Raw genomic sequence first — 20836 nt, 5'->3', positions numbered from 1 at the left:
GCCGGGGCACTTGACCTGGAGTGCGCTCCAGATCCGAGCATGGGCCGCATGAACACCGGCCGGGTGCGCACCACCCCACCCCAGATCGTCCTCGGCACCATGGACTTCGGAATCCGACCGTGCCTTCGCGGTCCTCGACTCCTTCGTCGCCGGCGGCGGCCGCTGGCTCGACACCGCGAACTGCTACTCCTTCCGGGCCGAGCCCGAGGGTGTCGGCGGCGCCGCCGAACGGGTCATCGGCGCCTGGCTCCGGGCCCGCCCGGGGGCGCGCGACACGGTGCGGATCGCGACGAAGGTCCGGCAGAACCCGCTGGTGCCAGGCTCCTGGTCGCAGGGCGCGGAAGGGCTCTTAGCCCCCGCCGTCCGCGAGGGCGTCGAGGGGAGCCTGCGCCGCCTGGGCGTCGACCACCTCGATCTGCTCTGGGCACACGCCGAGGACCGCGCGGTGCCACTGGCCGAGACGGTCGGCGCCCTCGGCGAACTGGCCGGAAGGGGAGTGGCCCCGCGGATCGGGGCGGCCAACCACGCCGCCTGGCGCGTCGAACGCGCCCGGTCCCTCGCGCGGGAGCGGGGCGTGGCGCCCTGGACGGCCCTGCAACTGCGCCACTCCCTCCTCCACCGCGCCCGCTCACCCCCGTCGCGGAGGCCGGCCACCGCCTGCTCACCGCCGAGGACCTGGACCTCGCCGCGTCGGAGGGGCTCGCGGTGTGGTCGTACAGCTCGCTGCTGTGGGGCTCGTACACCCGCCCGGACAAGCCGCTGCCGGCCACCTATGACCACCCCGGCACCCGGCGGGTCCTCGCGGTCCCGGACGCCGTCGCCGACGGGCTCTCGGCCACCCGGAACCAGGTCGTGCTCGCCCGGCTGATGCGGCAGGGGATCGATCCCATCGTCGGCGCGAGCCGGACGGAGCATGTCGAGGAGGCGCTCGCCGCGCGCCGAGCGCCGCTCGACGACGCGCACATGGCGCGTTTCGCCGAGGCCCGGTAGCGGCGGCCCCCGACGGGTGCGGGAGCCCGCCCCGGCAGAACCGAAGGAGTCCCATGACGACCCTCTCGCCCGCGGCCACCGCCGACCGCACCGGCGTCTCCCTGGACACCCTGCGCTACTACGAGCGCGAAGGGCGCATCGGCCCGATCCGGCGCTCACCGGGCGGCCGCCGGGAGTACACCGAGGACGACGTCTTCCGGATCGGCCTGGTCACCTGCTTGCGGGAGGCCGGACTCGGCATCGCGGACCTGCGTGACTTCGTCGCCCTGCTGAGCGCCGAACAGCCCGCGCCGGACCGCGTCGCCTTCCTGCGCGGGCGCCGCGCCGCCCTGGAGGAGCGGGTGGCGGCGCTGCACCGGGCCATGGCGGTCCTCGACGAGAAGATCGCCTGCTACGGCTGAGCCCCGGACGACCCGGCCCGCGCCGCCCGCTCCAGCGCCTCACGGGCCGCGAGGTACCCGGCGATCTTGAAGGCCAGTCCGCTGGATCCGAAGGTGTCCGCGCGGGCCTCCCGCAGCACCACCCGGGTGGCCGCCACGACCCCGTGCTCAGGCAGGCTCAGCCCCTCCTCGATGCCCGCGGCGGCCGCGGCGAAGAAGCGCGGCAGTGCGTCGGCGGGTTCGTAGGCCACCGTCAGCCCCTCGGCCGCCTCGAAGGAGACACCCTCGGCCGCGGGCTCGAAGTCCACCACGATCAGCGCGAACTGGGGCGCGCAGTTCTGCTTCCGGTGCAGCACCCGCACCCCGCGGATCGGATGCGGCGGGAACCGGGACGGCGCTGACGTCATGCCGGAACGCTACCCCGGCCCGGTCGCGGATCAATGCCGGAAGCCGAAGCCGAAGCCGAAGCCGAAGCCGAAGCCGAAGCCGAAGCCGAAGCCGGATGCCGGATGCCGGATGAAGATGAAGGGGGGCGCGGCCGAGCGGTGTCACCTACCGGCCGCCGCCCCGAGCCGGGCTCCTACCCCAGGTGGTACGCGTACACCGTCGTCGCCACCGCGCACACGCCCGGTGCGATCACCTCGGTGCGCAGGGTGCCGGTGCCGGGGTCGTAGTCGACGCCCTCGGCCTCGAACGTGCCCTTGCACAGGCTCTGCTGGGGCAGCCCGAGGAGGCTGCTCACCCGGCCGGTGACCGGCCCGCCGTCCAGCGGGTGCGGCAGATCGACCTGGAGGAGCGGCTTGCTCTGCGGGAAGAGTTCGCCCGAGCCGTCGTCGGAGGCGCACACCAGCCGGGTCGCGGTCACGAAGTCGCAGCCCTGGATGTCGCGCACCGGCTTGTCCAGGCTGATCTGCCCGGCCTGGGCCAGCGTCCCGCCGGTGCGCGGGGTGGCCGGGTTGAGCAGCGGCGCGGGGAACACCTGGAGCCGGTCCTGGTCCTCCCACTCGCCGGAAACCAGCCACTGTCCGTCGGGCGAGACGGCGGCGAAGGAGTTGTTCACCTTCTCGCCCGGATCCAGCGGGTGCACATAGTCGTACCGCTTGCCGTCCGGCGTGGTCACCGCGTACATCTTCGACGTCGCCGTGTCCGCGCCCTGGTAGGCGTCGAAGACATAGCCGCGCGCGATGTCCGGGTCGCCCACATGGTTCCAGCCCTTGATCCGCAGATCCAGCGGGATGTCCAGCAGTCCGCGGTGCAGCACCGAGCCGTCGGCCCGGGTGGCGAGGCCCTGGCCGCCGCCCAGGGTGTCGGTGTACGACGTCCCGGCCGCCGTCCACCGGGCCGGCTCGGACGCGGACGCGCTCGGGGCGGCGCACACGAGGGCGCCCACCAGTGCGGTGAGCGCGGCGAGTTGACGCTTCATCAGGCTCCTGTCACAGCTGTGGAGTCGGGACCCGCATGCAACCACGGATCGGCGGCCGGCGGGTGACGGCCATGCGTCGGGTGTGCCGGTTCCGGCCGACGCCCCGGCGATTTCCGGGACAGGACGGGGGAGCGGGGGAGGCCGGGACGTGCGCCGGGAGGCGGCGCACGGGGATGATGGGCCGTGGCAGGGTTCTCGGGACTCGGGAAAGGTGCGTGGGTACGTGAGGCTGACGATTCTGGGCGGTGGCGGCTTCCGCGTGCCGCTCGTGTACGGCGCGCTGCTGGCCGACCGCGCCGAGGGCCGGGTCACCGAGGTGGTCCTGCACGACCTGGACGCCGGACGGCTGCACGCGGTCTCCCGGGTCCTCGCCGAGCAGGCCGCCCAGAGCCCCGACGCGCCCCGGGTGACCACCACCGCGGACCTCGACGAGGCCCTGCGCGGCGCCGACTTCGTCTTCTCCGCGATCCGCGTCGGGGGCCTTCAGGGCCGCGCGGACGACGAGCGGGTCGCGCTGGCCGAGGGGGTGCTCGGGCAGGAGACGGTCGGCGCGGGCGGCATCGCCTACGGGCTGCGCACCGTGCCCGTCGCCACCGACATCGCCCGCCGGGTGGCCCGGCTCGCCCCCGACGCCTGGGTGATCAACTTCACCAACCCGGCCGGCCTGGTCACCGAGGCGATGTCCCGGCACCTCGGCGACCGCGTCATCGGCATCTGCGACTCCCCGGTCGGTCTCGGACGGCGCGTCGCCCGCGTCCTCGGCGCCGACCCGGAGGACGCCTTCGTGGACTACGTCGGCCTCAACCACCTCGGCTGGGTGCGCGGTCTGCGCGTCGCCGGACGCGACGAACTCCCCAGGCTGCTCGCCGATCCCGCGCTGCTCGGCTCCTTCGAGGAGGGCCGGCTCTTCGGCCCCGACTGGCTCGGCTCGCTCGGCGCGATCCCCAACGAGTACCTGCACTACTACTACTTCAACCGCGAGACCGTCCGCGCCTACCAGGAGGCCGAGGCGACCCGCGGCGCCTTCCTGCGCGACCAGCAGGCCCGCTTCTACGCCGAGGCCGGGCACCCGGACGTCTCCGCGCTCGGCGCCTGGGACCGCACCCGCGCCGAGCGCGAGGCGACGTACATGGCGGAGAACCGGCAGACCGCGGGCGCCGGGGAACGCGAGGAGGAGGACCTGTCCGGCGGCTACGAGAAGGTGGCCCTCGCCCTGATGCGCGCCATCGCCCGCGACGCCCGTACGACCCTCATCCTCAACGTCCGCAACCAGGGCACCCTGCCGAACCTGGACGCCGACGCGGTGATCGAGGTCCCCTGCCTGGTGGACGCCAACGGCGCCCACCCCCTGGCCACCGCCCCGCTGCCCGACCACGCCACGGGCCTGGTCTCCTCGGTCAAGGCGGTGGAACGCGAGGTCCTCGCCGCCGCCGAGTCCGGCTCCCGGGCCGGCGCGCTCAAGGCGTTCGCCCTGCACCCCCTGGTCGACTCGGTGAACGTGGCGCGCCGGCTGACGGACGGCTACCTCGCGGTCCATCCGGGTCTGGCCTACCTCAAGTAGACCGGCCGGGCAGGCACTTGAACGCCGCACGCAATTATGTTCTTGTGGACCAGACGATCCGCTGATCAGAAGGGGGAAACGGGGTGGAGCCGACGGCCGGTCCCGGCCAGTTGCTGGCCATCAGCGATCTGCACATCTCCTACCCGGAGAACCGGGCGCTCGTGGAGCAGCTGTACCCGACGGGCGACGAGGACTGGCTGATCGTCGCGGGCGACATCGCGGAGACGGTGGAGGACATCCGCTGGACCCTCGCCACCCTCGCGGCCCGCTTCCGCAAGGTCCTGTGGACACCCGGCAACCACGACCTGTGGACCCATCCGAAGGACCCCGTGCAGCTGCGCGGTGTCGCCCGCTACGAGCACCTGGTCGAGGTCTGCCGCGAACTCGGCGTCCTCACCCCCGAGGACCCCTACCCGGTGTGGCAGGGGCCCGGCGGACCGGTCGCCGTCGCCCCGCTGTTCCTCGGCTACGACTACAGCTTCCTGCCCGCCGGCTGCACCACCAAGGCCGAGGGCCTCGCCTACGCCGAGAGCACCGGCATCGTCTGCAACGACGAGTACCTGCTGCACCCCGACCCGTACCCGAGCCGCGAGGCATGGTGCCGCGACCGGGTGGCGTGGACCGAGGAGCGGCTCGCGGCGCTGCCCGCGGACCTGCCGACCGTGCTGGCCAACCACTACCCGCTGCACCGGCACCCCACCGAGGTGCTGTGGCACCCCGAGTTCGCCATGTGGTGCGGCACCGGGCTGACCGCCGACTGGCACCGCCGGTTCCGCGTCGCCACCATGGTCTACGGCCATCTGCACATCCCCCGCACCACCTGGCACGACGGGGTCCGCTTCACCGAGGTCTCGGTGGGCTACCCCCGCGAGTGGCGCAAGCGTTCGCAGGCGCCGGGCACGGCGCGCCGCATCCTGCCGATGGAGGAGGTGGAAGCCGGTGATCGAGGAACTGCTCCCGGAGTCGGTCGTGGCCGTGGAGGCCCAGCGTGACGACCCGCTGTGGGACACCCCCCTGCACCCGGAGGAGGAGGCGCTCGTCGCCCGCGCGGTGACCAAGCGGCGCCGCGAGTTCGCCGCCGTGCGCGGCTGCGCCCGGCGCGCCATGGAGAAGCTCGGCATCCCGCCCGGTCCCGTGGTCAGCGGTGAGCGGGGCGCCCCGCAGTGGCCGGCGGGCATCGTCGGCAGCATGACCCACTGCGACGGCTACTGCGCCGCCGCGCTGGTCCGCGCCGCCGACCTCGCCTCGCTGGGCATCGACGCCGAACCGCACGGCCCGCTGCCCGACGGCGTCGGCGCCTCCGTCTTCCTGCCCGCCGAGACGGCGCGCCTGGAGCGGCTCGCCGGGCAGCGGCCCGCCGTGCACTGGGACCGGATCCTGTTCAGCGCCAAGGAGTCGGTGTACAAGGCGTGGTTCCCGCTCACCCGCAAGTGGCTGGACTTCTCCGAGGCCGACATCACCCTGTGCCCGTCCCCCGACGGCGCCCCGCACGGCACCCTGCACGCCGAACTCCTGGTCCCCGGCCCCCTCGTCGGCGGCCGCCGCCTCCAGGTCTTCGACGGCCACTGGGCCGCCCGGGACGCCCTGGTGACCACCGCGGTCGTCATCCCGCACCCCGCCTGACGGGCCCGGGCGCCCGGCCGACGAGCCCGGGCGCCCGACAGGCACCGCTGCGACGGTCCCGCATCCCCCGGACCGGCCCGGCGCCCGCTCAGCGGGCCGACGGGCACCACTCGCCCAGCATCCGGAAGAACTCCTCCTCGTTGCCCGTGAGGCCCGCCCGTGCCAGGGCCGTCTCCGCCTCGGCGAGCACGGACGGCGGCACCAGGGCGGGCGGCGCCCCGACCGGTGGACCGTCGAAGGCGGCGCGCACCGTGTGCAGCAGCCGCAAGTAGGCCTGGACGGCGGTGCGCTCATGGTCGGTCAGTACGGCGGTGGGCATCGGTCGGCTCTCCCCGGGTAGGCGTCACGGTCACGCGCGCTGCGGCGCACGCACACCAGCTTGCCGCCCACCACTGACAATCGGGCGAAACCGCCCCTCGGCGCCGCGTCCCGGCGCCGTCAGGCCTCGGGCCGCTTCACGCTCTCCAGGAGCATGTCCAGCCATTCCGCGACCTTGTCCCGGTGCTGGTCGGTCGGCAACTGCGCGGCCCGCCAGGCGATGCCGCGCACCCCGTGGTCCTGGAGCAGCCGCTCCAGCGGATCCTCGGCGGGCCCGGCCGCGGCCCGCTCCCGGTCGGCCAGCTTCTGGAGCAGCTCCTGCTCGGTGCGCTGGAGCGCGCCCGCGAGCGCCTCCGGGTCCTCCGCCGTCAGAAACCCGGCGTGCACCCGGAAGAAGCGCTGCAACGCGTCGCAGTGCTCCATGGTGGGCCGCCGGTCGCCGTTGATCAGGGCACCCGCCTGCTGCCGGGACATGCCCGCGCCGTCGGCGATCTCCTGCTGGGTGTACTTGCGGCCGTTCGGCTTCAGCCGGGTGCGCCGCAGCAGCCCGAGGCGCTGCAGGAACCGCGCCTGCACATCGGGTTCGCCCGCCGGACGCCCGCTGAGCAGCGCCTTGACCACCGGCTCGGGCACCCCGCAGGCGACCGAGAGCCGCGCGACGTCGAAGACCTCGGCCTGGGTCACCCCGAGGCGCTCGGCGAGCGCGGTGACGCGGGCGACGACGGCCGGCAGCTGGGCGGTCGCCGCGGCGCCCGGATCCTCGTAGCCATCCGTCACCGACAGAACTCCTACGTCTCTTGAGCAAGGGCAACAGGTGCGTCCGTGCATCCCGCATGCCCGGTACCAGGACCGGCGGTCGCCGTGAACTTCCCGGAGATTAGCCCGTGCCGTGAACCCACATCCAGGTGTCGCCACAACTGTGGCGAATTTCAGCCGTCAACCGGCGTGGAATGCCACGATAGTTGACATCACTCCTCGTGGGGAAGCAGGATCGCATCGCCGCGTGAAGGCCGCAGAGGCAAGAGGGGTGACCTCCCGATGGCACATCAGGCAGGAGGGCAGTGGCCGGCGCCGCGGCCCGTCCCCGAGACCTCCGAGACCCAGTCGTACCTACAGGACTACGGCGTGCTGCTGGACGCCGTGCCCTTCCCGTCCCTGGTGGTGGACCACCGCTGGGACGTGGTGCTGGCCAATGACGCCTACGCCACGCTCTTCGGCGGGGCGCGCCCGCACCCCACGGCCATGCCCGGGGACAACTTCCTGCGGTTCGTGCTGTTCCACCCGGACGCCGGGCTCGTCCTCGGCGACCACGAGGCGGGCTGGTGCCTGCCGATGCTGGCCCAGTTCAAGGGCGCCATGGACGCCTACGGGCACGATCCCGAACTCCAGGCCATCCGCCGGGACATCATGCAGGACCCGCTCATGGACGCCGCCTACCGGCAGGGCCTGCCGCACTGGATCCGGGCCGTCGGCGAGCGCGGCACCCGGCTCGACGGTGCCGTACGGCTGCTGCTGCACCCCGATCCGCGCCGGGGCCCCACCGAGTGCCGGATCGTGGACGAGACGCCGCAGGCCCTGCGCGAACTGGGCTGCCGGCGCCTGACGCTGGTCCCGCGCGACTCCCGGGGGCCCGCCGCGCCGGTCCGCCGTCCGCGCAGACAGCGTGCCACGCCGGCGCATCTGACGGTGGTCCCGCCGCCGGAGGGCTGACGCCGTCCACGAGCCGCACTTTTCACATCGGTGTCACCTCACCCTTCCCTGACGTTCGCCGCGCTTGGAACACTCGGCCCGGCACAGCACGGACGTCAGGACGAGAGGACCCACCCCCCATGACCGAAGTCAACCGCCGGCGCTTCCTCCAGATCGCGGGCGCCACGACGGCGTTCACGGCGCTGTCGAGCAGCATCCAGCGCGCCGCCGCACTGCCCGCGAACCATCGCACCGGATCGGTCGAGGACGTCGAGCACATCGTCGTCCTGATGCAGGAGAACCGTTCTTTCGACCACTACTTCGGCTCGCTCAGGGGCGTCCGGGGCTTCGGTGACCCGCGCGCGGTCAGCCAGAACGGCCGCTCCGTCTGGCAGCAGTCGGACGGCACCCGGGACATCCTGCCCTTCCACCCGGACGCCGACGACCTCGGCCTCGCCTTCATCCAGGACCTGCCGCACGGCTGGAACGACGGGCACACCGCGTTCAACGGCGGCAAGTACGACAAGTGGGTACCCGCCAAGTCCGCCACCACGATGGCGTACCTCACCCGCCGGGACATCCCCTTCCACTACGCCCTCGCGGACGCCTTCACCATCTGCGACGCCTACCACTGCTCGTTCATCGGCTCCACCGACCCCAACCGCTACTACATGTGGTCGGGTTACGTCGGCAACGACGGCAAGGGCGGCGGCCCGGTCCTCGGCAACGACGAGAAGGGATACGGCTGGACGACGTACCCCGAGCGCCTGGAGCAGGCGGGCGTCTCCTGGAAGATCTACCAGGACATCGGCGACGGCCTGGACGCGAACGGCGGCTGGGGCTGGATCGGCGACGCCTACCGGGGCAACTACGGCGACAACTCGCTGCTCTACTTCAACCGGTACCGCGACGCGAAGCCCGGCGACCCGCTGTACGACAAGGCCCGCACCGGCACGAACGCGAAGGCGGGCGAGGGCTTCTTCGACCGGCTGAAGGCCGACGTCAAGGCCGGGACGCTGCCGCAGGTCTCCTGGATCGCCGCCCCCGAGGCGTTCACCGAGCACCCCAACTGGCCCGCCAACTACGGCGCCTGGTACGTCTCCCAGGTCCTGGACGCGCTCACCTCCAACCCCGAGGTGTGGGCGAAGACGGCCCTGTTCCTGACGTACGACGAGAACGACGGCTTCTTCGACCACGTCGTGCCGCCCTTCCCGGCCGCCTCCGGGGCCCAGGGCAAGTCCACGGTCGACGCCTCGGCCGACCTGTACCCGGGCGGCGCCGGATACACGGCGGGACCGTACGGTCTCGGCCAGCGGGTGCCGATGCTGGTCGTCTCGCCCTGGAGCAAGGGCGGCTACGTCTGCTCCGAGACCTTCGACCACACCTCGATCATCCGCTTCATCGAGCAGCGCTTCGGGGTGCGCGAGCCGAACATCTCGCCCTGGCGGCGGGCCGTGTGCGGCGACCTCACCAGCGCCTTCGACTTCTCCCGCAAGGACACCAGGCCCGTCTCGCTGCCCTCGACGGCCGGCTACGAGCCGCCGGACCACGACCGGCACCCCGACTACGTGCCCAAGCCGCCGGCGAACCCCTCGCTGCCCCGGCAGGAGCGCGGCAGCCGGCCCACCCGCCCGCTGAAGTACGCGCCGCTCGTGGACGGTTCGGCGGACACCTCGGCCGGCACGTTCACCCTCAGCTTCGCCTCCGGCGCGACGGCGGGCGCGGTCTTCCTCGTCACCTCGGGCAACCGCACCGACGGCCCCTGGACCTACACCACCGAGGCGGGCAAGTCCCTGTCCGACACCTGGAACTCGGTGTACTCGGGCGGCTCCTACGACCTCGCCGTGCACGGACCCAACGGCTTCCTGCGCGTCTTCAAGGGCCGCAACAAGGCGGCGGGCCCCGAGGCGAGGGCCCGGCACACCGGCGACCACGTCGAACTCACCCTCACCAACAAGGGATCCGGCACGGCCCGGCTGAAGATAGCCAGCGGCTACGGCGGCGCCCCGGTCACCGTGTCCGTACGCCCCGGCGCGAGCGTCCGGCACACCGTGGACCTGACGGGCAGCCGCCTCTGGTACGACCTGACCGTGACCTCGGCGGACGACCCGGCCTTCCTGCGCGGCTTCGCCGGGCACGTGGAGAACGGGCGGCCCGGTGTGAGCGACCCGGCGCTCGCGACGGAGTGAGCGGGCGATGAACACCGCTTCCGCCGGGCTGGTCAGGTACTGGTCAGAGCAGGGTAGTGTGCCCCGGTGACCACGCAATCAAACACTCCGGCAGGCTGGTACCCGGACCCGCACGGCGCGCCGCAGACGCTCCGTTACTGGGACGGCAGCCAGTGGACCGAGCACACGAACAACCAGGCCCAGCAGCCCGCGGGGGCCCAGCAGGCCGCGCCGCAGCAGCAGTTCCCGCAGCAGCAGGCCCCCGACGCCCGGGTGCAGCGCCAGGTGCAGCAGCAGGCGGGCGTCGTGGCCGGCGGCCCCGGCGGCGGCACGCTGTTCACCGAGCCCGTGCTGGTGGTGAACCAGAAGGCCAAGCTGATCGAGCTGACCAACGAGTACAAGGTCATGGATCAGCACGGCCGCGAGCTCGGCTCGGTCACCGAGGTCGGGCAGGGCGCGCTGCGCAAGATCCTGCGCTTCGTCTCCAGCTGGGACCAGTTCCTCACCCACAAGCTGGAGATCCGCGACGCCTACGGCCAGCCGCAGCTGCTGCTGACCCGGCCCGCGAAGATCTTCAAGTCCCGGGTGATCGTGTCCCGGCCGGACGGCTCGCCGGTCGGCGAGATCGTCCAGCAGAACATGATCGGCAAGATCAACTTCGCGATGAACGTGAACGGCCAGCAGGTCGGCGCGATCAAGGCGGAGAACTGGCGGGCGTGGAACTTCGCGATCGTCGACCACACGGACAGCGAGGTGGCCCGGATCACCAAGACCTGGGAAGGCCTCGCCAAGACGCTGTTCACCTCGGCGGACAACTACGTCCTCCAGATCCACTACCAGCTGCCCGAGCCGCTGCTGAGCCTGGTGGTCGCGACGGCCCTGACCGTCGACACCGCGCTCAAGCAGGACTCGCGGGGCTGGAACTGACCGCCTCCCGTACGGGGGCACGCACCACAGAGCGGACAGCACGGCAGCACACCGAGCACGGCAACGGCGGTCGGGGCACGCGGGAACGCGCGCACCGGCCGCCGACGTCTGCGGGGACCACGGTCAGCGCGCCGTGAGATGCCCCGGCCGTTCGGGCCGCTCGGGCTGCTCCGGCAGCCGGGGCCGCAGAGCGGGTTCGGCCGCCGCCGTGCCCGGCCCCAGGGCGAGCACCGCGGCCACCGGATGGTCGTGCGGCTCCGCGCCGTCCGCCGTCTCCTTCGTCCCCTTGGTGACCCGGGTGAGCAGCACCACGCCCCGGGCGGCGAGCGCCGCCCCGGCGAGCGCCAGCAGCACCCCGCCCGCGCCGCCGGTGAGGCCCTGCCCGAGCAGGGTGAGCCCGATCAGCGCGGCCGCCACCGGGTTGGCCAGGGTGACGACCGCCAGCGGGGCGCCGAGGCCGCCGCGATAGGCGGTCTGCGACAGCAGCAGCCCGCCGACGGCGAACGCCGCGACCAGCACCGCGACCACGATCACCTCGGTGCTCAGCACCGGGCCCGAGCGGTCGGTGGCGGCCACGGTCACCGTCTGGGTCAGCGCGGAGGCGACACCCGAGGCGAACCCGGACGCGGTCGCGTGCCGCAGCCCCGGCCGGGCACCGGGCCAGGACAGGGCGCCGATCAGCGCGGCCGTCGTACCGGCCACCGCGACCGCCGCCGGCAGGCTGAGCACCCGGGAGGGCGCGGGGCCCGACGCGGTCACCAGCACCGCGCCGAGACCGAGCAGGGTGAGCGCCGTACCGCGCCACTCCACCGCGCTGACCCGCCGCCCGGCCGCCCGCGCGCCCAGCGGCACGGCCGCCACCAGGGTCAGCGCGCCGAGCGGCTGTACGACGGTCAGCGGGCCGTACTTGAGGGCCGCGACATGCAGCAGCGCCGCCCCCGCGTTCAGGCCGACCGCCGACCACCAGGCACCCGTGCCGAGCAGCCGCAGCAGCCCGGCTCCGGCGTTGCGGGCGGCCAGGCGCTCCTGGGCGACGGCGGCGAGCGCGTAGGCCACGGCCGAGACCAGGGACAGCGCGACGGCGACCAGCTCGGCGGCGTTCACCGGCCCGCTCCCGCCAGGACCCGCTGGCGCGGGACGATCCGGCCGGTGCCGCGGCCCGCCGTCGGGGCGGGGGTGCGGTGCGGGGGACGGAGCAGGGCGAGGGCGACGCCGAGCATGGCGGTCGCGGCGAGCGCGTCGAGCCAGTAGTGGTTGGCGGTGCCCACGATCACCAGCAGGGTGAACAGCGGGTGCAGCAGCCACAGCCGGCGCCAGCGCGAGCGGGTGGCCGTGATCAGGCCGATCGCCACCATCAGCGCCCAGCCGAAGTGCAGCGAGGGCATCGCGGCGAACTGGTTGGAGAGATGGTCGTGGGCCGGCGGGCCGTACACGGAGGGGCCGTAGATCCGGGCGGTGTCCACCAGGCCGGTCCCGGCCAGCATCCGCGGCGGGGCCAGCGGGAAGGTGAAGGGCAGCACCAGGGCCGCCGCGGTGACCACGGCGAGGACCCGGCGGGCCCAGACGTAGTGCGCGGGGCGCCGCAGGTAGAGCCAGACCAGGAAGGCGACCGTGGCCGGGAAGTGCACCGTGGCGTAGTAGGTGTTGGCCACGTGGACGAGGGTGCCGCTGTGCAGCAGTGCCGACTGGACGGCGGTCTCGCGCGGCAGGTGCAGCGACCGTTCGAGGTTCCACACGTGACGGGCGTTGTGGAAGGCGCGCAGGGTGTGGCCGGTGGCCAGCTGCCGGCCGAGCTTGTAGACGAGGAAGAGCCCCGTGACGAGCAGGAACTCGCGTATGAGTCCCGGACGCGCGGCGGCGTCCGGGTCCGTTTCTGCCTCGGCAGGCTCGGTGAGCGCAGTCATCCCCCGGCCCCTTCGCTGACGATCGTGTGTGGCGGTGCTTCGGTTCGGTGCGCCGACTCGTTGGTACGTTTCCGTACCGATACGTTGGTGTACCGATACGGCAGTGTACCGATACGATGGAGTACCGGTACACTCGTGTATCGATTGAAGTGCGACACACTGGAAACTGGGCCCCGGGGGCGCCCGAGCCCATGAGTGAGGGGAAACACCACATGACGTCGCAGGCCGCGGAGGGACCGGACACGGTCGTCGCCTCGCGCCGCTCCAAGATCACGCCGGAGCGTGAGCGGGAGTTCTTCGACGCCGTGCTGGAACAGATCCGCGAGTGCGGCTACGAGTCCGTGACCATGGAGGGCGTCGCCTCCAGCACCCGTTGCAGCAAGTCCACGCTCTACCGGCAGTGGAAGAACAAACCCCAGTTCGTGGCCGCCGCGCTGCGCGCCCGGGGGCGGGTGCGCTTCGCCGGCATCGACACCGGTTCGCTCGCCGAGGACCTGCGCCAGGCCGCGCGGGCCGCGGGCGACTGGTCGGGCAAGGACACCAAGCTGCTCCAGGCGCTCGGGTCCGCGGTCACCCAGGACCAGGAGCTGGCCCAGGCGCTGCGCGAGGCGCTGGTGCACCCGGAGATCGCCGCGCTCCAGGAGATCCTCGGCCGGGGCGTGGCGCGCGGCGAGATCGCCGCGGACCATCCCGCGCTGGAGTTCGTCCCCGCCATGATGTTCGGCGTGCTGCGCGTCCGGCCCGTGCTCAGCGGCCAGTACGCCGACGCCGACTATCTGCTCCGGTTCGTGGAGGCCATCGTGCTGCCCGCGCTCGCACTGACATGAGACCCAGGCCGCCGTTCACGGGATGACCGAACGGCGGCCTGCCCGCGCCGCACCGTGGGGACGGGGGCGGCGCGCACCCCCCGGCCGGGCGGGGTTCCCCTTGAGCGGAGGGGAACCCCACCCGGCCGGACCCTTTTCGCCCCGGGTCAGACGGACTGGCCGTTCCCGCCGCCGGAGGAGACCTTGATCCCCTTCAGGATCTCGTCGATGACCGAGGTGTCCTGCCCGACGTCGATGCCGAAGCGCACGACCACCATCTGCCGGGCGTCGTTCGGGGAGGGGAAGGCGACCGACTCGACCAGGCCGTCGGCGCCCTTGCTGGTGACCGCCTTCCAGCGCACCAGGTAGCCCTTCTGCCCGGCCACCGTCACCGCCTCGGCGGCCAGTTGCTGGTGCGAGGTGATGCTGCCGTAGGTGCTGCCGCCGTACGACTCCTTCGCGTTCGCCGCGATGTCCGCCTTCGCGACCTGCTCCGCGGTGTCGCCGTCGGTGCCCAGCGCCACGGCGGGCGCGGTGTAGGCGCCGCCCGCCGTACAGGTCTGGGAGCTGTTGCCGGGGCACTTGTAGGAGTTGTCCGAGGTGACCTGCGCGCCGACGCTGATCGCCTGTCCGGTCCAGCCCTTCGGCACGGGCAGGCTGACGCCGTCGATCGAGTCCGGCACGGTCCCGCCGCCCTTGATCTTGGGCGCGGGCGAAGGCGAGGGCGACTGGCCGTCGGAGCCACCCGAGCCGTCCTCGCCGCCGGAGCCGCCCAGGCCACCGGAGCCGCCCGGGGCGCCCTGCCCGCCGGAAGCGCCACCGGAGCCGTCGGAGCCACCGGGGCCGCCCGGTCCGCCGAAGCCGCCGCCGTTCTGCCCGCCGCTCGCGCCGTGCTGTGCCCCGGCGCGGTCGTTGTCCTGGCCGTCGTCATGGGTGAGCGCGTACACGCCGATCCCGATGCAGGCCAGCACCGCGACCGCCGCGGTGACGGCTATGCCGGTCCGCAGCCGGGTCCGGGAGGGCGGCGGGGGCGACGCGGGATAGGAGGGGTGGCCGGTGTACGCCGGGTAGCCGGGCTGTCCGGGCGGGGGCTGGTGGCCGGGGTAGGCGCCGTAGCCGGGCGGCACCTGACCGGTGGGCGGTGTCTGGCCGACGGGCGGCGCCTGGCCGGTGAGCGGCAGGGGAGTGGTCTGCGCTGCGGGACCGGGACCGGCGGCAGGGGGCTGGCCGGCGGGCGGTACAGGACCCGCCTGGGCTCCCGCGCCCGCCTGGAGGCCGGTGCCGGCCTGCGCTCCCGTACCGGCCTCTGCTGCCGGGTCGGCCTGCGCCGCCCGGCCGTTCTCCGGCGTCCGGCCGTCGTCCGACGCCCGACCCGCCTCCGGTCGGTCCCTCTCCGTCCCATCCCTCTCCGGTCCGTCCCCCTCCGGCCGGCCCGCCGGAGGCACCTGCGCCGGGGGACCCCACGTCGCGGCCGTCCCGGCCGGGCGGATCCGGTCCGTCCATGCCTTGCCGTCCCACCAGCGCTCGGTGGGCGGGCCGTCATGCGTCTGCCCGGGGTCGGGGTACCACCCGGGAGGAGTCACCTGCGTCATGGCCCCACCGTATGAGGCATCCGTGAAAGTGCGATGAGAGGATCTGCCGCCAATCCCGCCGACCCGGGACATATCACCTCCCGAATTCTTCGGCCGTTTCCGTCCGGCCCTCCTCCCCGTCCTCCACCACCAGCCGCACCGGCGCGCACGACGCGGGCGCCGGCATCCGGAACCCGTCCCGCCCCGGTGTCACCGATCCCAGCACGCTCGGCCGCCGCGCCCCCGTGCTGCGCGGATCGGTGCCCGCGAGACCGTGCACGGTGAGGAAACCGAGGACGGCGAAGGCGTACGCCTCCTTCGCTGCGGCGGGCAGCCCGAGACCGTCCGAGGAGCGCAGCGGAATCCCCCCGAGCAACTCCCCGAGCAGGCGCACCAGCACCGGATTGCGCATGCCCCCGCCGGACGCGATCACCTCGGTCGCGCCGACCGACCGCACCGCGTCCGCGACCGTCCGCGCGGTCAGCAGGGCGAGCGTGGCCAGCACGTCCTGCGGGCGGCCCCCGTCGAAGGCCCCGGCCGCCCGCAGATACCCGGCGTGGAACAGCTCCTTGCCGGTGGTGCGCGGCGCGGGCAGCGCGTAGTACGGCTCCGCGAGCAGCCGGTCCAGCAGCCGCGGGTCGGGGCGGCCGCGCGCGGCGAGGGCGCCGTCCGCGTCGTAGGACAGTCGTCCGCCGCTGAACTCCCGGGCCGCCGCGTCCAGCAGCGCGCAGCCCGGTCCGGTGTCGAAGGCGGTGCCGTCCGGCGCGGTCAGATTGGCGATGCCGCCGATGTTCAGCGCCACCGGGCGGCCCGGGCGCCCCCGCAGCCACAGCAGGTCGAACAGGCTGACCAGGGGCGCGCCCTGGCCGCCCGCCGCGACGTCCCGGGCCCGGAAGTCGGCGACCACGGGCAGCCCGGTCGCCTCCGCGATCCACGCGGGCTGCCCGAGCTGCAAGGTGCCGTGCACCCGGCCGTCCGCCACCCAGTGGAAGACCGTCTGCCCGTGCGAGGCCACCAACTCCGCCCGTCCCGCGCACAGTTCACGGTCCGCCCGTACCGCAGCCGCCGCGAACGCCCGCCCGATCCCGGTGTCCAGGCGGCACACCGTCTCGAACCCGCACTCCGCGGGCGGCATTGCCTTCGCGAGCGCCGCGCGCAACGGCTCCTCGTAGGGCGCGCTGACCATCCCGAGCGGCCGCAGCGCCAACGTGTCGCCGTCCAGCCGCAGATCACCGGCCGCCGCGTCCACGGCGTCGTACGACGTCCCGGACATCAGCCCGATCACTCGCACCGCTTCCTCCAACCCGCGTCCGGTGGACCCTCTTCCGGTGTCCGTCTGAGCCAACTCCCCTCCTGCGGTGCCCTCTTCAGCAGGGCCGCCGCGCTCACGGCGCACGCCGCCGCCGCGTAGTACCCGGGTATGTCCGGGTTCCCGGTCCGGCGCACCGCCTCCGTGATGATCAGGCCCGCGCAGCCGGAGAAGACCGCGTTGGACAGGGCGTAGGCGAGACCGAGGCCGGTCCAGCGGATACGGGAGGGGAACATCTCGGCGAGCAGGGCCGGACCGGGGCCCGCCATCAGGCCCACCACCGCACCGGCACCGGCCAGGGCGAGGGCCTTCGCCAGGGCCGAAGCGCCGGGGTCCTGGAGCAGGTCGAGCACCGGCAGCGCGGCCGCCACCACCAGCATCGCGCCCGCGAGCAGCACCGGCCGCCGCCCCACCCGGTCGCTGAGCACCCCGGCCGGCAGGATCGCCGCGGCGAACCCCGCGTTGGCCACCGTCGCGGCCAGCAGTGCCTGCGCGAAGCCCGTGTGCAGCGCGGCCTGGAGGTACGACGGCAGCACCACCAGGAAGGTGTATCCGGCCGCCGCCCAGCCCGTCACCCGCCCGGCCGCGAGCAGGAGCGCCCCCCAACCGAGCCTCTCCTCAGGGGATTTGGGCCGTTCCAGGAACTCCGGTGTCTCCGCGAGGCCGGTGCGCAGCCACAGCGCCAGCAGGCCCAGCGGCACGGCCAGCAGGAACGGCAGCCGCCACCCCCACGCGGACAGCCGCTCCGCGCCCAGCACCGCCGCCGTCACCGCCGTGACCCCCGCGCCGCCCAGCAGCCCCAGCGCCACGGTGAAGGACTGCCACGCCCCGTACAGCCCGCGCCGCCCCGGCGGGGCGAACTCCGTCAGCACCGCCACCGCACCGCCGAACTCCCCGCCCGCCGCGAGCCCCTGCACGATCCGCAGCAGCGTGAGCAGCCAGGGCGCGAGGGCCCCCACCGCGCCGTACGTCGGCAGCGCCCCGATCAGCGCCGTCGCGCCCGACATCAGCGCCACCACCCCGATCAGCACCGGCCGCCGCCCGTACCGGTCGCCCAGCCTGCCGAACAGCACCGCGCCGAGCGGCCGGAAGAAGAACGCGAGCGCGAAGGAGGCGTACGTCCGCACCAGCCCCGCCACCGCGCCGCCGCCCGCCGGGGTGAAGAACCGCTCGGCGAGCACGGTCGCGAGGAAGCCGTAGACCGCGAACTCGTACCACTCCACGAAGTTCCCGACCGAACCCGCCGCCACCGCCCGCACGCCGGGGCCCCGGACCGCCGTACGTCCGGGCGGAATCCGCCTCGTCTCGCTCACCGCTGACGCTCCGTCCGCCGACGACACCGCTGATCGGGGCGGGCCCGCGTCGCCCGGCCGCCCGAACTTTCACCCGGCTGTGCAAGAGCTGCCCCGACCGTCCACCACATATCCCACCGGAGGGCTACGCTCGGGGTCTGTACGTCATTCGGGCGACCTTGGGGAGGGATCGGGATGACGGAGGGACGGCCGGCGGCGGCCGCTTCGGCTCCCCTGTGGGAGCGGGACGCGGAGATCGACACCGTCGCGCGGGCCATCGAGGAGCTGCGCGCCGACGAGTCCTCCGCGGGCGGCCTGCTGGTCTTCCGCGGCGAGGCGGGCATCGGCAAGACCGCGCTGCTGACCGAGGCCCGCCGCATGGCGGAACGCCGGGGCTGCACCGTGTGGTACACCCGCGGCGCCGAGACCCTGCGGTCCGTGCCCTTCCACGTCGTACGGCAGCTGCTCCAGCCCGCGCTGCTGTCGCTGCTGCCCGAGGAGGCCCGCGAGTACCTCGGCGACTGGTACGACATCGCCGGTCCCGCCCTCGGCATAGCCGAACCGCAGGAGGAGAGCGCCGACCCGCAGTACGTGTGCGACGGCCTGGTGGCCGCCGTCCGCCGGCTCGCCCGCCGCGAATGGCCGCTCGTGCTGCTGATCGACGACGCGCACTGGGCCGACCAGGAGACCCTGCGCTGGCTCGCCGCCTTCGCCGAACGCCTGGAGGACCTGTCCGTCCTGGTCGTGGTCGCCCGCAGGCCCGGCGACGTCAGCGGGGAGAGCGCCCGGTACCTCGAAGCGGTCGCCGAGGCCGCGGCCCACCCCGTCAGCAATCTGCGCGAACTCACCCCCGACGCCGCGGCCGGACTGACCCGTGCCACCCTCGGCCGGCACGCCGACGACGCGTTCTGCCGCGAGGTCTGGGCCGTCACCGCGGGCAATCCGTACGACGCCGTGGAACTCCTCGCCAAGGTGCAGGAGAGCGAACTGCCGCCGGTGGAGGCCCGCGCCGGGGAGCTGCGCGCCCTCAACCGCGCGGCCCGCGGCGGCGGACTCGTCGACCGGATCAAGGAACTCGGCCTGCACGCCACCCAGTTCGCCTGGGCCGCCGCCGTCCTCGGCACCGGCATCACCCTGGAGTCGGTCGCCCGCCTCGCCACCATGGACGAGGACACCGCCCGGCACTGCGCCGGTCTGCTGCGCACCGCCCGCATCCTCACCACGCCCGAGCCCACCGCCGGTGAACACCGGTCCGGCGAGCTGGAGTTCGTGCACCCGCTCATCGCCTCCGCCGTCTACAACTCCATCCCGCCGGCCGTGTGCACCGCCATGCACGGCGTGGCCGCCGAGATCGTCACCGAGCTGGGCCGGGGCGCCGCCGATGCGGCCCGGCACCTCCTCGAAGTCCACCCGGAGGCCGACGAGACACTGGTCGAGCGGCTGCGCGAGGCCGCCCGCGAACACCTCGCCGTCGGCGCGCCCGACGCGGCCCGCGTCTGCCTCGAACGCGCCCTGGAGGAGCCGCCCCGCCCCGACATCCACGCCCATGTCCTGTACGAACTGGGCTGTGCCACCCTGCTGACCGCGCCCGCCGTCACCATCGGCCATCTGCGCAGCGCCCTCGGCATGCGCGGCCTCGACGGCAGCGACCGCGTCGACGCCGTGGTCCGCCTCTCGCAGGCCCTGCTCCACAACGACCAGTTGGAGGAGGCCGTCCGCACCATCGAGGCCGAGGCCGCCCGGCACGAACCCGGCCCCGTGCGGATGCGGTTGCAGGCGTTCCAGTACATGTGGGAGGGCATCCACGGCGAGGGCGCCGCCCCGGCCCGCTCCCGCAGCCTCGCCGAACTCGCCGCCACCTGCACCGGCCGCGACAACACCGAACGCGCGCTGCTGATCCTGCGTGGCTTCGACGCCATGACGCACGGCGAGAGCGCCGCCGAGATCGTCGACCTGTGCGACCGGGCCCTCGTCAACGGGCGGCTCGCGCCCGGCCTCGGCTGGACCGACCGCGAGTGGGGCATCGAGCTGCTGATGATGCTCGGCAGCGCCTACGTCTACACCGACCGGCTCGACCGCGCCGAGAGCCTGTTCGCCCAGGCCCTGCGCGTGTACACCGGTGCCGGCTGGCACGGCGGACATCTCTCCCTGGCCAACGCCTACCTGGGTCTGGCCTACCGCCGGCAGGGCCGCCTGCGGGACGCGGAGGCCCATCTGCGCGAGGCCCTCGTCCTCGCCGAACGGGTGGGCCGACGCCTGCCGTTGCACTGGTCCGCCACCTGCGGTCTGGTCGACACCCTGCTCGCCCGCGGCCGCGTCCAGGAAGCCTGGTCGGTCGCCGAACAGTACGGCTTCGCCCCGCCCTATCCGTCCACCATCGTGCTGCCCGACGTCCGCTCGGTGCGCGGCCGGCTGCTGCTCGCCGTCGGCCGTACCGAGGAGGGTGTCGACGAGCTGGAGGCCGCCGAGAAGACCGCCGTCTCCCGGGGCGGCCACAACCCGGTCCTCGCACCCTGGTCGGTCGACCTCGCCCGGGCCCTCGCGGTCCAGGACCCGGCGCGCAGCAAGCGGCTCGCCGCCGACGCCCGCCGGCAGGCCGAGCGCTTCGGCACGGACACCGCCATCGGCGAGGCCCTGCGCTGTGCCGCCGCGCTGGAGACCGGCGCCCGCGCAGTCCAGCTCGCGAGCCGCGCCGTCACCTATCTGGAGGCATCGCCCTCCCAGTACGAACACGCGGCCGCCCGCATCGAGTACGGCATCCTCGCCCGCTCCGCCGCCGACCTCCACCGTGGCCTCGACCTGGCCCGCGCCTGCGGGGCGGACGGCCTGGTGGCACAGGCGCGGGCGGCGCTCGACGAGGGAGGGGCACGGTGAC

The 20836-nt window shown here is 73.9% G+C and carries 18 protein-coding genes and 2 pseudogenes; 10 read left to right on the top strand and 10 right to left on the bottom strand.

Going from position 1 to position 20836, the window contains the following annotated elements:
* Positions 1 to 48: 48 nt before the first annotated feature.
* A pseudogene (locus tag QHG49_RS06350) lies at positions 49 to 990 on the top strand (aldo/keto reductase).
* A gap of 53 nt (positions 991 to 1043) precedes the next feature.
* A complete protein-coding gene (locus QHG49_RS06345; RefSeq protein WP_301487701.1) occupies positions 1044 to 1391 on the top strand; it encodes a MerR family transcriptional regulator in 348 nt (115 codons plus the stop codon).
* On the opposite strand, the gene QHG49_RS06340 is transcribed toward QHG49_RS06345, so the two are convergent.
* Together QHG49_RS06340 and QHG49_RS06335 are read right to left on the bottom strand one after the other, a co-directional pair.
* A complete protein-coding gene (locus QHG49_RS06340; protein WP_301487698.1) occupies positions 1382 to 1777 on the bottom strand; it encodes a hypothetical protein in 396 nt (131 codons plus the stop codon). The genes QHG49_RS06345 and QHG49_RS06340 overlap by 10 nt on opposite strands.
* Before the next feature lie 173 nt (positions 1778 to 1950).
* A complete protein-coding gene (locus tag QHG49_RS06335; RefSeq protein WP_159706474.1) occupies positions 1951 to 2793 on the bottom strand; it encodes a hypothetical protein in 843 nt (280 codons plus the stop codon).
* 223 nt (positions 2794 to 3016) lie between these two features.
* Between QHG49_RS06335 and QHG49_RS06330 the strand changes: the two genes are divergently transcribed.
* The 3 genes from QHG49_RS06330 (at position 3017) to QHG49_RS06320 (ending at position 5977) form a co-directional block, all read left to right on the top strand.
* Positions 3017 to 4354: a 6-phospho-beta-glucosidase gene (locus QHG49_RS06330; protein ID WP_159706476.1), complete on the top strand. Its 1338-nt coding sequence runs from the start codon at positions 3017 to 3019 to the stop codon at positions 4352 to 4354.
* Between the two features lie 83 nt (positions 4355 to 4437).
* Positions 4438 to 5346 (top strand): metallophosphoesterase, encoded by a 909-nt coding sequence (locus QHG49_RS06325; protein ID WP_145489924.1) that lies wholly within the window; start codon positions 4438 to 4440, stop codon positions 5344 to 5346.
* Complete coding sequence (locus tag QHG49_RS06320) at positions 5294 to 5977, top strand: 4'-phosphopantetheinyl transferase (RefSeq protein ID WP_201300708.1); 684 nt, start codon at positions 5294 to 5296, stop codon at positions 5975 to 5977. Before QHG49_RS06325 ends, QHG49_RS06320 begins: the two co-directional genes overlap by 53 nt.
* 88 nt (positions 5978 to 6065) lie before the next feature.
* Here QHG49_RS06320 and QHG49_RS06315 read toward each other — a convergent pair whose 3' ends face one another.
* On the bottom strand, positions 6066 to 6296 hold the full coding sequence (locus QHG49_RS06315; RefSeq protein ID WP_159706480.1) for a hypothetical protein: 231 nt from the start codon (positions 6294 to 6296) through the stop codon (positions 6066 to 6068).
* A gap of 119 nt (positions 6297 to 6415) precedes the next feature.
* Positions 6416 to 7072 (bottom strand): helix-turn-helix transcriptional regulator, encoded by a 657-nt coding sequence (locus QHG49_RS06310; RefSeq protein ID WP_145489929.1) that lies wholly within the window; start codon positions 7070 to 7072, stop codon positions 6416 to 6418.
* A 261-nt stretch (positions 7073 to 7333) separates the two neighbouring features.
* Between QHG49_RS06310 and QHG49_RS06305 the strand changes: the two genes are divergently transcribed.
* The 3 genes from QHG49_RS06305 to QHG49_RS06295 all read left to right on the top strand — a co-directional run bounded on the left by QHG49_RS06305 (position 7334) and on the right by QHG49_RS06295 (position 11079).
* Entirely contained in the window at positions 7334 to 8005 is a 672-nt protein-coding gene (locus QHG49_RS06305) for a hypothetical protein (protein WP_145489933.1), read from the top strand.
* A gap of 119 nt (positions 8006 to 8124) precedes the next feature.
* Complete coding sequence (locus tag QHG49_RS06300; RefSeq protein WP_301487692.1) at positions 8125 to 10173, top strand: phosphocholine-specific phospholipase C; 2049 nt, start codon at positions 8125 to 8127, stop codon at positions 10171 to 10173.
* A 66-nt stretch (positions 10174 to 10239) separates the two neighbouring features.
* Complete coding sequence (locus tag QHG49_RS06295; protein WP_159706487.1) at positions 10240 to 11079, top strand: phospholipid scramblase-related protein; 840 nt, start codon at positions 10240 to 10242, stop codon at positions 11077 to 11079.
* Between the two features lie 123 nt (positions 11080 to 11202).
* Here the strand turns inward: QHG49_RS06295 and QHG49_RS06290 are convergent, their stop codons facing one another.
* Complete coding sequence (locus tag QHG49_RS06290; protein WP_145489944.1) at positions 11203 to 12183, bottom strand: hypothetical protein; 981 nt, start codon at positions 12181 to 12183, stop codon at positions 11203 to 11205.
* Positions 12180 to 12983 (bottom strand): phosphatase PAP2 family protein, encoded by an 804-nt coding sequence (locus QHG49_RS06285; protein ID WP_301487690.1) that lies wholly within the window; start codon positions 12981 to 12983, stop codon positions 12180 to 12182. Before QHG49_RS06285 ends, QHG49_RS06290 begins: the two co-directional genes overlap by 4 nt.
* Before the next feature lie 212 nt (positions 12984 to 13195).
* Between QHG49_RS06285 and QHG49_RS06280 the strand changes: the two genes are divergently transcribed.
* Positions 13196 to 13810, top strand: coding sequence for a TetR/AcrR family transcriptional regulator (locus QHG49_RS06280; RefSeq protein WP_159706491.1), 615 nt, complete (start codon positions 13196 to 13198; stop codon positions 13808 to 13810).
* Positions 13811 to 13956: 146 nt separating this feature from the next.
* Here QHG49_RS06280 and QHG49_RS06275 read toward each other — a convergent pair whose 3' ends face one another.
* The 4 genes and pseudogenes from QHG49_RS06275 to QHG49_RS06260 form a co-directional block, all read right to left on the bottom strand.
* Positions 13957 to 14916, bottom strand: a complete 960-nt coding sequence (locus QHG49_RS06275; RefSeq protein ID WP_236576722.1) for a hypothetical protein — start codon at positions 14914 to 14916, stop codon at positions 13957 to 13959.
* A gap of 384 nt (positions 14917 to 15300) precedes the next feature.
* A pseudogene (locus tag QHG49_RS06270) lies at positions 15301 to 15381 on the bottom strand (DUF2510 domain-containing protein); the annotation flags it as partial.
* 73 nt (positions 15382 to 15454) lie between these two features.
* Positions 15455 to 16651 carry an anhydro-N-acetylmuramic acid kinase gene (locus QHG49_RS06265; RefSeq protein ID WP_301487689.1) on the bottom strand — a complete coding sequence of 399 codons (1197 nt, stop codon included), beginning with the start codon at positions 16649 to 16651 and terminating at the stop codon, positions 15455 to 15457.
* A complete protein-coding gene (locus QHG49_RS06260; protein WP_370530433.1) occupies positions 16642 to 17982 on the bottom strand; it encodes an MFS transporter in 1341 nt (446 codons plus the stop codon). The genes QHG49_RS06265 and QHG49_RS06260 overlap by 10 nt, the downstream gene beginning before the upstream one ends.
* Before the next feature lie 174 nt (positions 17983 to 18156).
* Between QHG49_RS06260 and QHG49_RS06255 the strand changes: the two genes are divergently transcribed.
* A complete protein-coding gene (locus tag QHG49_RS06255) occupies positions 18157 to 20835 on the top strand; it encodes an AAA family ATPase (RefSeq protein ID WP_301487687.1) in 2679 nt (892 codons plus the stop codon).
* Position 20836: the final 1 nt, after the last annotated feature.

This window comes from Streptomyces sp. WP-1 (genome assembly GCF_030450125.1).
Taxonomy (GTDB): domain Bacteria; phylum Actinomycetota; class Actinomycetes; order Streptomycetales; family Streptomycetaceae; genus Streptomyces; species Streptomyces incarnatus.
The sequence above is the reverse complement of the archived record's forward strand: the minus strand, read 5'-3'. Positions and strand labels throughout refer to the sequence as shown.